Here is a 12973-nt window from a genome sequence, read left to right as displayed (position 1 = left end):
TGCCCGAGGGGTGGGCACGGGCGACACCCGATTACCGGGTGACCCGGAGCACCCGGTAGCCCTTCTGGCTGGCGCGCCGCTCGACCTGCCAGCCCTGCTCGACCAGCCAGCGGTGCAGCGAGTCGCCGCCGAGGTGGCGCGCGACGACCAGCCAGGCCACCCCGTCCGGGGCGAGCCGGGGCAGCCAGCGCAGCATCAGCTCGTGCAGCTCCCCCTTGCCGATGTGGATCGGCGGGTTGGACCAGATCTGGGCGAAGGTGACGTCGGCGGGTACGTCGCCCGGGGCGGCCACCCGGACCCGGTCGGCGGCGCCGATCCGGGCGGCGTTGGCGGCGGTGAGTTCGCGTGCCCGCTCGTTGACGTCGACCGCCCAGACCGTGGCGGCCGGCGCGCTGGCGGCCAGTACGCAGGTGATCGGCCCGAAGCCGCAGCCGATGTCGAGCAGCGGGCCGGTGGCGTCGTGCGCCGGCAGTTCGGCCTTGCGCAGCAGCACCGCGGTGCCGGGGTCGAGTCGGTTGGCGGAGAACACCCCGCTGGCCGAGGCGAGGGTGTAGTCGCGCCCGCCGGCGGAGAACTCGACCTCGCGCGGCCGGGCGGCGGTCGTGGGTTCCGCGGTGAAGTAGTGGTCGCCGGTCACGACGGGCATTGTCGCACCGCCCGGGAACGGCTCCGGCAACGGTGGGCGGCGCAGGTCGCGACGCCACTCCGCCAGAATTTCCCGATATTACCCCCGAAAGGGGCATTGGCCCCTACTGTAGCCAACATGGTGTATCGGTACGAGTCCGATGAGGACGCCTTCCTGGAGTACCCGAGGCCCGGGTCGGACCCGTCCGTGCCCGGTGCCGCGGCGGCTCCGCCGGCGGGTCCCTCGCCGTCCCGCTTCCCCACCCCGTCGCTGCCTCCGCCGGTCCGGCCCACCCGACCGGCCGTCGAGGCAGCGCGGGCGCCGGCCCCGCCGGTTCCCGCGCCGGCGCCGAGCCGGCCCGCCCCGCCCCGGGAGCCCGCTCCCGTGCCGCAGCCCACGCCGGCGGCGCCGCAGCCCGCGCCACCGGTGCCGCAGCCGACGCCGGCCGCCGCGCCCGAGCCGGCGACGTCGGCCCCGCCCGACCCGGCCGTGCGGACCACCGATCCGCTGGACCTGTCACGGACCCGCCGTGCCGACCACCGGCGCGGCGGCGGCCGGGCCTGGCAGGTGCTGATCGGTGGCGCGGCCGTACTGATGCTGCTCGCCCTCACGGGGCTGGCCGTCGCCGCCCTGCTCGATGACCGGACCGCCACGCCGCAGGCCGGCCAGCAGAGCACCCCGCCCGTGGTGGACCAGTCCGCGGCGGCCGACGGGCACGACCTGGACTCCCGGGACACCGACCAGGCGGCGCTCACCGCCAGGGAGGTCTTCCCCGGCCAGCAGCTGGTGGTGACCGACGGCCAGCCGGCGTACCGGGTGCTCAAGACGCATTCCAGCGGCAGTTGCGCGGTGGCGGCCACCGGCGAGATCGCCGACCTGCTGGTCCGCCTCGGCTGCAACCAGGTGGTCCGGGCCACCCTCCGCTCCCCCGACGGCGACCACCTGCTCACGGCCGGTCTGTTCAACCTGACCGACGTGGCCAGCGCCCAGCGGGCGCGCGACCGGATCCGGCCGATGCTGGACGAACGGCAGGGCCGGTTCCGGGGCATGGCGGTGAGCGAGGACACCGAGCCGGTGGCCAAGGCCGCCGCCCGGGTCGGCTGGCAGGTCCGCGGCCACTACCTCGCCTACTGCGTGGTCACCCGGGCCGACGGGGAACGGATCAGCTCCGACGACAGCAAGGTCCGCGAGATCCTGTACGACATGATCGAGGTCTACCTGAACCGGAGCGTGCTGGAGCGGCGGGCCAACGGCGGGACGGCCAGCCAGCCCACCGACGGCCCGACCGACGGCACCGCCGGCCAGGACGGCGGCAACTGAAGCCCGGGCACCACGGCCCGTCGTCCCCGTCCCGGGGCGGCGGGCCGTTCCACTGTGCTCAGCCCTCGGCGACGGGCACCCGGAGGCGGCGGGTGAGGTCGGCGCGGCGGGCGTACTCGGCGGGGTCGGCCGGGTAGCCGACCTCGACCAGGGCCAGCCCGTGCGCGGGCGCCACGGTCACCTCGCTGGAGCGTTCCCGGCGGCTCAGCAGGCTGGCCGGCCACTCGACCGGCCGGCGGCCGTCCCCGGCGACCAGCATGGCGCCGACCAGGCTGCGCACCATGTTCTGGCAGAACGCGTCGGCCTGCACGGTGGCGACCAGGATCCCGTCCGGGTCGCGCCGCCAGTCCAGCCGGGTCACCTCGCGCAGCGTGGTGGCGTTCTCCTTCCGCCGGCAGTACGCGGCGAAGTCGTGCTCCCCCACCAGCCCGCCCGCCGCGGCGTTCAACGCCGCGAGGTCCAGCGGCTTGGGCCAGGCCAGGGTGTCGGTGCGGCGCAACGGCTCGGCGCCCCACGGCGCGTCGGTCACCCGGTACTCGTAGCGGCGGAAGGTGGCCGAGAAGCGGGCGTCGAAGTCGGCCGGCACCTCGGTCATCGCGCGGACCCGCACGTCCGGCGGGAGCAGCCGGGCCAGCCGGCGCAGCAGCTTCCCGTCGTGCTGCCGCCACACCTCGGCCGGCAGGTCGAGGTGGCAGACCTGCCCGGTGGCGTGCACGCCGGCGTCGGTGCGACCGGCCACGGTCAGCCCCGTCGCGGTGCCCGCGCCGAGGACCAGGTCCAGCGTCTGCATGAGCACCCCGGCGACCGTCCGGCGGGTGGGCTGGGCGGCCCAGCCGGAGAAATCGGTGCCGTCGTACGAGACGTCCAGCCGCAGCCGGGTCCGCTCGTCCACCTCGTACCTCCTCATGCCGTCGGGCCCGGCACCCCGTGCGGGGGGTACCGGGCCCGACGATGCGGCCAGTGCTCAGGCCTTGTCGTTCTCGGCGGCCTCGTCGCTGTCCTCGCGGGCGGCGGCGGTGTCACCGGAGGCCGAGACCGGAGCCTCGGCGTCCTGGTCGGCGGCCTCGCTGGTGCGCGGGGCCTCCTCGGCCGGAGCCAGGGCCTCGACCTTGTCCTGCTGGGCGGCCTTGCGGGCGGCGGTCTTCTTGTTCGCCTTCGGCTCGGCGACCTGAAGCTCCTCCACCAGCTCGATGATCGCCATCGGAGCGGCGTCACCCTTGCGCGGACCGGTCTTCACGATCCGGGTGTAGCCACCGTTGCGGTTGGCGTACCGGGGCGCGATCTGGTCGAACAAGGCGTAGACCACGTCCTTGTCCTTGACGACGCCCAGCACCCGACGCCGCGAGGCGAGGTCGCCGCGCTTGGCCTTGGTGATGAGCTGCTCGGCCAGCGGACGCAGCCGCCGGGCCTTCGTCTCGGTGGTCTGGATCTTGCCGTGCTGGAACAGCGCGGTGGCCAGATTGGCCAGCATCAGCCGCTCGTGCGCGGGGCTGCCGCCGAGGCGGGGGCCCTTGGTGGGCGTGGGCATGCTTGGTGCTCCTCAGGTGTGGCGGCAGCGCGGACTAGAGCTGCTCGGTCTCGCGGTAGTCGTCGGTGTCGTAGTCGGCCTCGCCGAAGGCGTCCACGACGTGCGCCGGGTCGAAGTTCGGAGCCGAGTCCTTCAGCCCCAGGCCCATCCCGGCGAGCTTCATCTTGACCTCGTCGATCGACTTCTGGCCGAAGTTGCGGATGTCGAGGAGGTCGGCCTCGGTACGCCCGATCAGCTCACCAACGGAGTTGATGCCCTCGCGCTTGAGGCAGTTGTAGGAGCGGACGGTGAGGTCCAGCTCCTCGATCGGCAGAGCGAGGTCGGCCGCCAGCTGGGCGTCCTGCGGGGACGGCCCGATGTCGATGCCCTCGGCGGTCTCGTCCAGCTCCCGGGCCAGCCCGAACAGCTCGACCAGCGTCGAGCCGGCGGAGGCCAGCGCGGTGCGCGGGCCCATCGACGGCTTGGTCTCGACGTCGATGATCAGCCGGTCGAAGTCGGTCCGCTGCTCGACACGGGTCGCCTCGACGCGGTAGGTCACCTTGAGCACCGGCGAGTAGATCGAGTCGACCGGGATCCGGCCGATCTCCGCACCCGCCTGCTTGTTCTGCGCCGCCGTGACGTAGCCACGGCCCCGCTCGACGGTCAGCTCCATGTCGAGCCGGCCCTTGCCGTTCAGGGTGGCGAGCTTCAGGTCCGGGTTGTGCACCGAGACACCGGCCGGGGGCTGGATGTCGCCGGCGGTCACGTCGCCCGGGCCCTGCTTGCGCAGGTACATGCTGACCGGCTCGTCGTGCTCCGAGCTGACGCAGAGCTCCTTGATGTTCATGACGAGCTCGACCACGTCCTCCTTGACACCGGGGATCGTGGTGAACTCGTGCAGGACACCGTCGATCTTGATCGAGGTGACCGCCGCACCCGGGATGGACGACAGCAGCGTACGCCGCAGCGAGTTGCCCAGGGTGTAGCCGAAGCCCGGCTCCAGCGGCTCGATGGTGAACCGGGACCGGGTCTCGTTGATCGACTCTTCGGAGAGAGACGGTCGCTGGCTGATGAGCATCTTTTCTCTTCTCTTCCGGGGCGCCCGCTATATGACGCCCACGACACAAACTGTTCCGGTGGCCCGCCCCGGAGGGCGGGCCACCGCAACGAGCCCTTACTTGGAGTAGAGCTCGACGATCAGCTGCTCCTGGACCTGGGTGTCGATCACCTGGCGGGCCGGGAGCGAGTGCACGAGGATCTTCATCTGGCTGGGGATGGCCTCGAGCCACGCCGGAACGGTCTTGGAGCCGGCCTCGGCCTGCGCGACGATGAACGGGGTGAGCTCCTTGCTCTTGCCCCGGACCTCGATGATGTCGTGCTCCTTGACGCGGTACGACGGGATGTCGACCTTCTTGCCGTTCACCGTGAAGTGACCGTGCTTGACCAGCTGGCGGGCCATGTCCCGGGACTTGGCGTAGCCAGCCCGGTAGACCACGTTGTCCAGCCGCGACTCGAGGATCTGCAGGAGGACCTCACCGGTCTTCGCCTGCTTGCCCACGGCCTCCTCGTAGTAGCCGCGGAACTGCTTCTCCAGCACGCCGTAGACGCGGCGGGCCTTCTGCTTCTCACGGAGCTGGAGCAGGTACTCCGTCTCCTTGGTGCGGCCGCGGCCGTGCTGCCCGGGCGGGAACGGCCGGGACTCGAACGGGCACTTCGGGCCATCGCACTTGCTGCCCTTGAGGAACAGCTTCATCTTCTCCCGCCGGCAACGGCGGCAGTCAGCACCGGTGTAACGAGCCATCTCTCTCTACCTCTCAGACCCGACGACGCTTCGGCGGACGGCATCCGTTGTGCGGCTGCGGGGTGACGTCGGAGATCTGCCCGACCTCCAGCCCGGCGGCCTGCAGCGAACGGATGGCGGTCTCCCGGCCGGAGCCGGGGCCCTTGACGAACACGTCGACCTTGCGCATGCCGTGATCCATGGCCCGGCGCGCGGCGGCCTCGGCGGCCAGCTGCGCGGCGAACGGGGTCGACTTGCGCGAGCCCTTGAAGCCCACCTGGCCCGAGGAGGCCCAGGAGATGACCGCACCGGTCGGGTCCGTGATGGACACGATGGTGTTGTTGAAGGTGCTCTTGATGTGCGCCTGCCCGTGGGCGACGTTCTTGCGTTCCTTGCGCCGGACCTTCTTGACGGCGGCTCCGGCACGAGCCTTCGGTGGCATAAGTCTGTGCGCTCCTAGTTACTTCTTGCCGGGCTTCTTCTTGCCGGCGACGGTCCGCTTCGGGCCCTTGCGGGTCCGCGCGTTGGTCTTGGTCCGCTGGCCACGAACGGGCAGGCCCCGGCGGTGCCGGATACCCGCGTAGCAGCCGATCTCGACCTTGCGGCGGATGTCAGCGGCGACCTCGCGGCGAAGGTCACCTTCAACCTGGTAGTTGGCCTCGATGTGGTCGCGGAGCTGCACGAGCTCCTCGTCCGTGAGGTCCCGAGCGCGCTTGTCCGGCGAGATGCCGGTGGCGGCCAGCGTCTCCAGGGCGCGGGTGCGACCGACCCCGAAGATGTAGGTGAGCGCGATCTCCATCCGCTTGTCGCGGGGGAGATCCACGCCGACTAGACGTGCCATGTGCGGGCGTACTCCTCGTGATGTTGTGGCGGAGGTGTGGACCCGTCCCACCCCGCTACCGACCGTCCCTGTCCTTCCGGCGCCATCAGCGCCGGCGACCGGGATCGGTCGCTGCCCGAGCGGGCCCCGGCCTCCGACCGGGGGTCAACCACGAGGGGGTACGCGCTGCGTACCGGATCGCGGCTGGGACGAGCTGGTGATGTGTGTCGGGATCTGCGGCCCGGGCCGGTTCCGCCGCCGCTCGTCGCGGTCGGCGGGAACGGTTCAGCCCTGGCGCTGCTTGTGGCGCGGGTCCTGGCAGATGACCATGACCCGGCCGTGCCGGCGGATCACCCGGCACTTGTTGCAGATCCTCTTGACGCTCGGCTTGACCTTCACGGTTGCCTTACTTCCCATCTGGCCCGGAGACGCGACGGTGCGCGACCCGGACGTCGAAGACGGACACGGGGACGTCCCGGCCGTCGTCAGGCTTACTTGTAGCGGTAGACGATGCGCCCGCGGGTCAGGTCGTACGGCGAGAGTTCGACGACGACCCGGTCCTCCGGCAGGATGCGGATGTAGTGCTGCCGCATCTTGCCGCTGATGTGAGCCAGCACCTTGTGACCGTTCGCGAGCTCCACCCGGAACATGGCGTTCGGCAGGGGCTCGATGACCCGACCCTCGATCTCGATGGCTCCGTCTTTTTTCGGCATGTCCTCCGCTGTCCTGACGTCGGTTACTCCGGACGGCCCACAACGTCTTACACGGGCTCCGGCGAAAATCGCCGAGCCCGAGCCAGCCGCGGCTCCGACTCCCACCGAAGCGCAGGGTGGGCATGCCGGAGTGGACGCTGTGCGCCGATCTGAAAGTGTACGCCCGCCTGCGCGCCGTCGCCAAACCGGCCGCCCGGCCGGTCACCCGGCGGGGGGAAATCCGGCACCCGCTGTGACAGCCGCCACAGGATGCCGGTCAGCGCCTCCGGCGCCGGTCCCGGCGAGGCCTGGGGCCCGGGTGCCGCGGGTGGCCGCCGCCGAGCAGCCCCACGGACTGCATCACCAGCAACGCGCCCCACGGACCGAGGACCCAGGCCGGCCAGAAGTTGGCCATGTCCCGGGAGCCGATCGAGACCAGCAGCCAGATCGGCACCAGGATCCCGGCGACCCGCAGCCACGGTGTCCAGAGCCCCAGCAACCGGCCCCGCGCGGTCCCGGCCACCGGCCCGCCGTTTCCGGCCACCGGGGGCGGGGGCGGCGGCGCGGGCGCCACCGCGGCGCGCTGCGCCGGTGCCGGGCCGGGCAGGTCGGCCACCACCTCGTCCAGGTCCGCGTAGGTCTTCGCGCCGTACGCGCGGGCCAGCCGCTCGTCGTACTCGTGCAGGTTGAGCCGGCCCTCCTCCAGGGCCACCCGGAGCCGCTCCGCCGTGACCTCCCGGTCGGCGTCGGCCGCCCGCATCCCGCTCCGCCCGTCCATGAGGGCAAGTCTGACACCGCCCCGCCAGCGCGCGGAAACACCCGGTCGGGACGACCGGGACGGAACCTCGCGAGCGGGGCGTTCCGCCTCAGACGGCCGGAGAGTCCGCCGGCTGGCGCGCGGTGACCAGGTTGCCGAGCCGGGCCCGGCCGCCGTCCTCGGCGGTCAGCACCCAGACGCCGTCGTCCAGCAGCGCCATCGAGTGCTCGACGTGCACCGCCATCGACCGGTCCCGGGTCACCACGGTCCAGCCGTCGGCCAGCTCGACCGTACGCGGGGAACCCATGGTGATCATCGGCTCGATGGCCAGCGCCAGGCCCGGCACCAGCCGCGGGCCCTTGCCCGGGCGCCCGTGGTTGAGCACGTGCGGGTCCTGGTGCATCTCGGTGCCGATGCCGTGCCCGCCGTAGCCGTCGACGATGCCGTACCGGCCGCCCTGGCGGACCGCGGTCTCCACCGCGTGGGAGATGTCGGTGAGCCGGCCCTTGCCGCTGGCCGCACCCCGGGCCGCGGCGGCGATGCCGGCCCACATGGCGTCCTCGGCGACCGCCGCCATCTTCAGCAGGGCCGGGTCGACCTCGCCGACGCCGACCGTGATGGCCGCGTCGCCGTGCCAGCCGTTGAGCACCGCCCCGCAGTCGATCGAGATCAGGTCGCCCTCGCGGAGCACCTGCGTCGACGCCGGGATGGCGTGCACCACCTGCTCGTTGACCGAGGAGCAGATCGACGCCGGGAAGCCGTGGTAGCCCTTGAACGAGGGGATCGCGCCGGCCTCACGGATGGTGGCCTCGGCGATCGCGTCGAGGTCGGCGGTGGTGACGCCGGGGGCGACCGCCTCCCGCATCCGGCGCAGCGCGCGGGCGACCACCAGACCGGCGGCCCGCATCAGCTCGATCTGCTCGGGGGTCTTCAGCTGGATGTCCAGCTGGGGACGACGCATGGAGGCGTTTACCTTTCGTTGCGCGGAACAGCGGGGCACGTCGCACGTACCCCGCTGTTCGCACTCTATCCGCCGGAGTCCGGCGGGACGTCAGCCGCCGTACGAGCGGAGGGCGTCGATGGCGCGGACGGTGACGTCCTCCACCGGCCCGGTCGCGTCGATGCCGACGAGCTTGCCCTGGGCGCCGTAGTAGTCGACCAGCGGCGCGGTCTTCTCGGCATACTCCCGCAGCCGCGCCGCGATGGTCTCCGGCTTGTCGTCGTCCCGCTGGAACAGCTCGGCCCCGCAGCGGTCGCAGACACCCTCACGCGTGGTGGCGTCGAACTCGACGTGCCAGATCTTCCCGCAGCCCCGGCAGGTACGCCGGCCGGACAGCCGCCGGATCACCTCGTCGTCGTCGACGACCAGTTCCAGCACCAGGTCCAGCGCGGTGCCGAGGTCGGCGAGGAGCTTGTCCAGCGCGGCGGCCTGCGGCGTCGTACGCGGGAAGCCGTCGAGGAGGAAGCCCTCGCCGGCGTCCGGCTCGGCGAGCCGGTCCCGCACCATGTTGATGGTGACCTCGTCCGGGACCAGCTTGCCGGCGTCCATGTACCGCTTGGCCTCGACCCCCAGCGGCGTGCCCTGGGAGACGTTGGCCCGGAAGATGTCCCCGGTCGAGATCTTCGGCACCGAGAGGTGAGCGGCGATGAACTCCGCCTGCGTGCCCTTGCCCGCGCCCGGCGGGCCAACCAGAACGAGTCGCATCTACCGCAGGAACCCTTCGTAGTTCCGCTGCATGAGTTGGCTCTCGATCTGCTTCACGGTCTCCAGACCGACGCCGACCATGATGAGCACAGCGGTGCCGCCGAACGGGAAGTTCTGGAACTGCTGGCTGTCCAGCCAGATGAAGAAGAAGTTCGGCAGGACCGCGACGATGCCCAGGTAGAGCGCGCCCGGCAGGGTGATCCGGCTGAGGATGAAGTCGAGGTACTCGGCGGTCGGCTTGCCGGGGCGGATGCCCGGCACGAAGCCGCCGTACTTCTTCATGTTGTCCGCGACCTCGGTCGGGTTGAACGTGATCGACACGTAGAAGTAGGTGAAGAAGATGATCAGCAGGAAGTAGAGCGCGATGTGCTCGGGCGCGGCCGCCTTGACGATGTGGTTCTGGATCCAGGCCTGGGTCTTACCCGGGTTGTTCTGGTCGAAGAACTGGAGGGCGAGCGTCGGCAGGTAGAGCAGCGACGAGGCGAAGATGACCGGGATGACGCCGGCCTGGTTCACCTTGAGCGGGATGTAGGTGGAGGTGCCGCCGTACATCCGCCGGCCGATCATGCGCTTGGCGTACTGCACCGGGATCCGGCGCTGAGCCTGCTCGATGAAGGTGACCGCGGTGATGACCAGCAGGACCAGGGCGATGACGAGGAGGAACATCCCCCAGCCCTTGGTGGTCTTGATCTTCCAGCCCTCGCTGGGGAGGCGGGCCGCGATCGAGGTGAAGATCAGCACGGACATTCCGTTGCCGACGCCCCGGTCGGTGATCAGCTCACCGAGCCACATCACCACGCCGGTGCCGGCGGTCATCGTCATGACCAGGATGGTCAGCGTCAGCCAGTCCGGGATGCCGGTGCCCCGCGGGACGATCGGGAACTGGTCGCACTGGTTGTTGAAGAGCTGACCGGAGCGCGCCAACGCCACGAACGCCGAGGACTGGAGGATGCCCAGGCCCAGCGTCAGGTAGCGGGTGTACTGGGTGATCTTCGCCTGGCCGGCCTGACCCTCCTTGCGGAGCTGCTCCAGACGCGGGATGACCACGGTCAGCAGCTGCAGGATGATCGAGGCGGTGATGTAGGGCATGATGCCCAGCGCGAAGACCGAGAGTTGGAGCAGCGCGCCACCGGAGAAGAGATCCAGCAGGCCGAGCACACCGGTGCCGCCCTGGACGGTGTCGAGGCACTTCTGCACGTTGCCGTACGACACACCCGGGCTGGGCAGCGTGGCGCCCAGCCGGTAGACCGCGATGATGCCTACTGTGAACAGCAGCTTCTTGCGCAGGTCAGGCGTACGGAACGCACTGAGAAAGGCGGACAGCAACTTCTTCCTCCTGCGCGACGCGGGCCGCCGGTGGTGATCCCTGGCGGGGCGGGGTGGGTGCCGGGCGGACCGCCCGATATCCATAGCTGGGAAGGGACTCTAACAGCCCGATCCCGGTCCGGGCAGATGTGCCCGGCTACATAAACCGAATCCGATGTTACTCGGCGCACATTCGCCTGGTAGAGCACGGCGCCCGCCCAGTTGCGGACAACTGAGCGGGCGCCACGATCGTGCCTTACAGCTCGGTGACCGAGCCGCCGGCCGCGGTGATCTTCTCCTTGGCCGACGCGCTGAACGCGTGCGCCGACACCTGGAGAGCCACGCCGCCGAGGTCGCCGGTGCCGAGCACCTTGACCGGCTGGCCCTTGCGGACCGCGCCGGCCTCGACCATCTCGGCCGGGCCGACCTGGCCGCCGTTCGGGAAGAGCTCGGCGAGCCGGTCCAGGTTGACCACCTGGAAGACGACCTTGAACTTGTTCTTGAAGCCCTTCATCTTCGGCAGGCGCATGTGGATGGGCATCTGCCCACCCTCGAACGCCGCCGAGATGTTCTTCCGGGCCTTGGAACCCTTGGTACCGCGACCGGCGGTCTTGCCCTTCGAGCCCTCACCGCGACCCACGCGGGTCTTGTCGGTCTTGGCTCCGGGCGCCGGGCGCAGGTGGTGCACCTTGATCGTCATTACTCGACCTCCTCGACCTTCACGAGGTGGTTGACCGTGAAGATCATGCCCCGGATCTCCGGCCGGTCCTCCTTGACCACCACGTCGTTGATCCGCTTGAGACCGAGCGAACGCAGCGAGTCACGCTGGTTCTTCTTGGTCCCGATCTCGGACCGGACCTGGGTGACCTTCAGGCGTGCCATCAGGACGCCACCCCCGCCCGCGACGCCAGCATGGCGGCCGGCGCGACGTCCTCGACCGGCAGGCCACGACGGGCCGCGACCTGCTCGGGCGACTCGAGCGCCTTCAGGGCCGCCACCGTGGCGTGCACGATGTTGATCGGGTTCGACGAGCCGAGGCTCTTGGAGAGCACGTCGTGGATGCCCGCGCACTCCAGCACGGCACGGACCGGACCGCCGGCGATGACACCCGTACCGGCCGAGGCCGGCTTGAGCAGCACCACACCGGCCGCGTCCTCGCCCTGCACCGGGTGCGGGATCGACTGACCGATCCGCGGCACCTTGAAGAAGTGCTTCTTGGCCTCCTCGACACCCTTGGCGATCGCCGCGGGCACCTCCTTGGCCTTTCCGTAGCCCACACCGACGGTGCCGTCGCCGTCGCCCACGATCACCAGGGCGGTGAAGCTGAAGCGACGACCACCCTTCACGACCTTGGCGACGCGGTTGATCGCGACGACCCGCTCGAGGTGCGGGGTCTTCTCGACGGGCGCGTTTCCGCGGCCGCCCTCACGGCGGTTGTCGCGGCGACCACCCTCGTTGCCACCGGACCCGCCGCCACGGCGCTGTTGACCTGGCATCAGCAGCCTTCCTTCTCTCTCGTGACGGGGTTTCTAGAACTCGAGCCCGGCTTCGCGGGCGGCGTCGGCAAGCGCGGCGACCCGCCCCGCGTACCGGTTGCCACCGCGGTCGAAGACGACCTTCGAGACGCCGGCGGCCTTGGCCCGCTCGGCGAGCAGGGCGCCGACCTTGCCGGCCAGGGCGCTCTTGTCACCCTCGGCGCCGCGCAGCGAGGCGTCCATGGTCGAGGCCGACGCCAGGGTGTGACCCTTGGTGTCGTCCACGATCTGGGCGACGATGTGCCGCAGGGAGCGGGTGACGACCAGGCGGGGACGCTCGGTGGTGCCGCTGACGTTCTTGCGGACCCGGAAGTGCCGGCGCGCACGCCCGACGGCCCGCTTGGCGGCGACGCCGCGGCGGCGCTTGAGCAGCGTGGCGCTCACTTCTTACCTGCCTTTCCAGCCTTGCGGCGGATGACCTCGCCCTGGTACTTCACGCCCTTGCCCTTGTAGGGCTCCGGCGGGCGGATCTTCCGGATGTTGGCGGCGACCTCGCCGACCTGCTGCTTGTCGATGCCGGCCACGTGGAACAGCGTCGGCCGCTCCACCGTGAAGGTGATGCCCTCCGGGGCCGGAACGAGCACCGGGTGCGAGAACCCGAGCGCGAACTCGAGGTCCTTGCCCTTGGCGGTCACGCGGTAACCGGTACCGGCGATCTCGAGGCTCTTGCGGTAGCCCTCGGTCACGCCGACGATCATGTTGGCCACCAGCGTACGGCTCAGGCCGTGCAGCTCCTTGGCCTTGCGCTCGTCGTTGGGCCGGTTGACGTGCAGCGCGCCGTCCTCGCCCCGCTCCGCCGTGATCGGCTCGGCCAGTACGTGGCTCAGCTCGCCCTTGGGGCCCTTGACCTTGACGGTCTGGCCGTCGATGGTGATATCGACGCCGGCTGGCACCGGGATCGACTTACGTCCAATACGCGACATTTCT

19 protein-coding genes are annotated in these 12973 nt (G+C 70.8%); 1 reads left to right on the top strand and 18 read right to left on the bottom strand.

The genetic code is table 11. The annotated features are described in order from the left end of the window. Positions 1 to 31: 31 nt before the first annotated feature. Positions 32 to 637, bottom strand: coding sequence for a class I SAM-dependent methyltransferase (locus IEY96_RS15080; protein ID WP_189195733.1), 606 nt, complete (start codon positions 635 to 637; stop codon positions 32 to 34). A gap of 126 nt (positions 638 to 763) precedes the next feature. Here IEY96_RS15080 and IEY96_RS15075 point away from each other — a divergent pair, with 126 nt between their 5' ends. Further along, positions 764 to 1945 carry a hypothetical protein gene (locus IEY96_RS15075; RefSeq protein ID WP_189195432.1) on the top strand — a complete coding sequence of 394 codons (1182 nt, stop codon included), beginning with the start codon at positions 764 to 766 and terminating at the stop codon, positions 1943 to 1945. 58 nt (positions 1946 to 2003) lie between these two features. On the opposite strand, the gene truA is transcribed toward IEY96_RS15075, so the two are convergent. The 17 genes from truA to rplF form a co-directional block, all read right to left on the bottom strand. Beyond that, positions 2004 to 2837: a tRNA pseudouridine(38-40) synthase TruA gene (truA, locus tag IEY96_RS15070; RefSeq protein ID WP_189195431.1), complete on the bottom strand. Its 834-nt coding sequence runs from the start codon at positions 2835 to 2837 to the stop codon at positions 2004 to 2006. Positions 2838 to 2909: 72 nt separating this feature from the next. Then, entirely contained in the window at positions 2910 to 3473 is a 564-nt protein-coding gene (rplQ, locus tag IEY96_RS15065) for a 50S ribosomal protein L17 (protein WP_189195430.1), read from the bottom strand. 34 nt (positions 3474 to 3507) lie between these two features. Then, positions 3508 to 4530, bottom strand: coding sequence for a DNA-directed RNA polymerase subunit alpha (locus IEY96_RS15060; RefSeq protein ID WP_007073009.1), 1023 nt, complete (start codon positions 4528 to 4530; stop codon positions 3508 to 3510). 96 nt (positions 4531 to 4626) lie between these two features. Beyond that, a complete protein-coding gene (gene rpsD, locus IEY96_RS15055; RefSeq protein ID WP_148430064.1) occupies positions 4627 to 5253 on the bottom strand; it encodes a 30S ribosomal protein S4 in 627 nt (208 codons plus the stop codon). 13 nt (positions 5254 to 5266) lie between these two features. Then, positions 5267 to 5674 (bottom strand): 30S ribosomal protein S11, encoded by a 408-nt coding sequence (gene rpsK, locus IEY96_RS15050; RefSeq protein WP_148430066.1) that lies wholly within the window; start codon positions 5672 to 5674, stop codon positions 5267 to 5269. An 18-nt stretch (positions 5675 to 5692) separates the two neighbouring features. Next, complete coding sequence (rpsM, locus tag IEY96_RS15045) at positions 5693 to 6073, bottom strand: 30S ribosomal protein S13 (protein ID WP_091262776.1); 381 nt, start codon at positions 6071 to 6073, stop codon at positions 5693 to 5695. A 264-nt stretch (positions 6074 to 6337) separates the two neighbouring features. Continuing rightward, complete coding sequence (rpmJ, locus tag IEY96_RS15040; protein WP_073834917.1) at positions 6338 to 6451, bottom strand: 50S ribosomal protein L36; 114 nt, start codon at positions 6449 to 6451, stop codon at positions 6338 to 6340. A 92-nt stretch (positions 6452 to 6543) separates the two neighbouring features. Then, on the bottom strand, positions 6544 to 6765 hold the full coding sequence (infA, locus tag IEY96_RS15035; RefSeq protein WP_007073013.1) for a translation initiation factor IF-1: 222 nt from the start codon (positions 6763 to 6765) through the stop codon (positions 6544 to 6546). Positions 6766 to 7021: 256 nt separating this feature from the next. Beyond that, a complete protein-coding gene (locus IEY96_RS15030; protein WP_229791609.1) occupies positions 7022 to 7522 on the bottom strand; it encodes a DUF1707 SHOCT-like domain-containing protein in 501 nt (166 codons plus the stop codon). An 88-nt stretch (positions 7523 to 7610) separates the two neighbouring features. After that, positions 7611 to 8462, bottom strand: a complete 852-nt coding sequence (gene map / locus IEY96_RS15025) for a type I methionyl aminopeptidase (RefSeq protein WP_189195429.1) — start codon at positions 8460 to 8462, stop codon at positions 7611 to 7613. Between the two features lie 90 nt (positions 8463 to 8552). Further along, positions 8553 to 9206 (bottom strand): adenylate kinase, encoded by a 654-nt coding sequence (locus tag IEY96_RS15020; protein WP_151463666.1) that lies wholly within the window; start codon positions 9204 to 9206, stop codon positions 8553 to 8555. Further along, complete coding sequence (secY, locus tag IEY96_RS15015; protein ID WP_189195428.1) at positions 9207 to 10532, bottom strand: preprotein translocase subunit SecY; 1326 nt, start codon at positions 10530 to 10532, stop codon at positions 9207 to 9209. Between the two features lie 235 nt (positions 10533 to 10767). Continuing rightward, a complete protein-coding gene (gene rplO / locus IEY96_RS15010; protein ID WP_189195427.1) occupies positions 10768 to 11211 on the bottom strand; it encodes a 50S ribosomal protein L15 in 444 nt (147 codons plus the stop codon). After that, on the bottom strand, positions 11211 to 11393 hold the full coding sequence (gene rpmD, locus IEY96_RS15005; RefSeq protein ID WP_013473693.1) for a 50S ribosomal protein L30: 183 nt from the start codon (positions 11391 to 11393) through the stop codon (positions 11211 to 11213). Before rpmD ends, rplO begins: the two co-directional genes overlap by 1 nt. Next, on the bottom strand, positions 11393 to 12007 hold the full coding sequence (rpsE, locus tag IEY96_RS15000; protein WP_091262790.1) for a 30S ribosomal protein S5: 615 nt from the start codon (positions 12005 to 12007) through the stop codon (positions 11393 to 11395). Before rpsE ends, rpmD begins: the two co-directional genes overlap by 1 nt. Before the next feature lie 33 nt (positions 12008 to 12040). Continuing rightward, entirely contained in the window at positions 12041 to 12430 is a 390-nt protein-coding gene (gene rplR / locus IEY96_RS14995) for a 50S ribosomal protein L18 (RefSeq protein ID WP_189195426.1), read from the bottom strand. Beyond that, the gene (gene rplF, locus IEY96_RS14990; protein WP_091262793.1) at positions 12427 to 12969 is read right to left on the bottom strand and encodes a 50S ribosomal protein L6; all 543 of its coding nucleotides are present in this window, start codon (positions 12967 to 12969) and stop codon (positions 12427 to 12429) included. Before rplF ends, rplR begins: the two co-directional genes overlap by 4 nt. Positions 12970 to 12973 lie beyond the last annotated feature (4 nt).

The sequence above is a fragment of the Micromonospora fulviviridis genome, from assembly GCF_014648395.1.
In the GTDB taxonomy this organism is placed as follows: domain Bacteria; phylum Actinomycetota; class Actinomycetes; order Mycobacteriales; family Micromonosporaceae; genus Micromonospora; species Micromonospora fulviviridis.
The sequence above is the reverse complement of the archived record's forward strand: the minus strand, read 5'-3'. Positions and strand labels throughout refer to the sequence as shown.

What these genes read in the sequence shown, in the direction of transcription:
- IEY96_RS15060 (WP_007073009.1), bottom strand. Translation starts at nt 4,530, where the DNA reads ATGCTCATCAGCCAGCGACCGTCTCTCTCCGAAGAGTCGATCAACGAG.
- rplQ (WP_189195430.1), bottom strand. Translation starts at nt 3,473, where the DNA reads ATGCCCACGCCCACCAAGGGCCCCCGCCTCGGCGGCAGCCCCGCGCAC.
- rpsK (WP_148430066.1), bottom strand. Translation starts at nt 5,674, where the DNA reads ATGCCACCGAAGGCTCGTGCCGGAGCCGCCGTCAAGAAGGTCCGGCGC.
- rpsD (WP_148430064.1), bottom strand. Translation starts at nt 5,253, where the DNA reads ATGGCTCGTTACACCGGTGCTGACTGCCGCCGTTGCCGGCGGGAGAAG.
- IEY96_RS15030 (WP_229791609.1), bottom strand. Translation starts at nt 7,522, where the DNA reads ATGGACGGGCGGAGCGGGATGCGGGCGGCCGACGCCGACCGGGAGGTC.
- IEY96_RS15020 (WP_151463666.1), bottom strand. Translation starts at nt 9,206, where the DNA reads ATGCGACTCGTTCTGGTTGGCCCGCCGGGCGCGGGCAAGGGCACGCAG.
- rplF (WP_091262793.1), bottom strand. Translation starts at nt 12,969, where the DNA reads ATGTCGCGTATTGGACGTAAGTCGATCCCGGTGCCAGCCGGCGTCGAT.
- rpmD (WP_013473693.1), bottom strand. Translation starts at nt 11,393, where the DNA reads ATGGCACGCCTGAAGGTCACCCAGGTCCGGTCCGAGATCGGGACCAAG.
- infA (WP_007073013.1), bottom strand. Translation starts at nt 6,765, where the DNA reads ATGCCGAAAAAAGACGGAGCCATCGAGATCGAGGGTCGGGTCATCGAG.
- IEY96_RS15075 (WP_189195432.1), top strand. Translation starts at nt 764, where the DNA reads ATGGTGTATCGGTACGAGTCCGATGAGGACGCCTTCCTGGAGTACCCG.
- map (WP_189195429.1), bottom strand. Translation starts at nt 8,462, where the DNA reads ATGCGTCGTCCCCAGCTGGACATCCAGCTGAAGACCCCCGAGCAGATC.
- rpsM (WP_091262776.1), bottom strand. Translation starts at nt 6,073, where the DNA reads ATGGCACGTCTAGTCGGCGTGGATCTCCCCCGCGACAAGCGGATGGAG.
- rplO (WP_189195427.1), bottom strand. Translation starts at nt 11,211, where the DNA reads ATGACGATCAAGGTGCACCACCTGCGCCCGGCGCCCGGAGCCAAGACC.
- rpsE (WP_091262790.1), bottom strand. Translation starts at nt 12,007, where the DNA reads ATGCCAGGTCAACAGCGCCGTGGCGGCGGGTCCGGTGGCAACGAGGGT.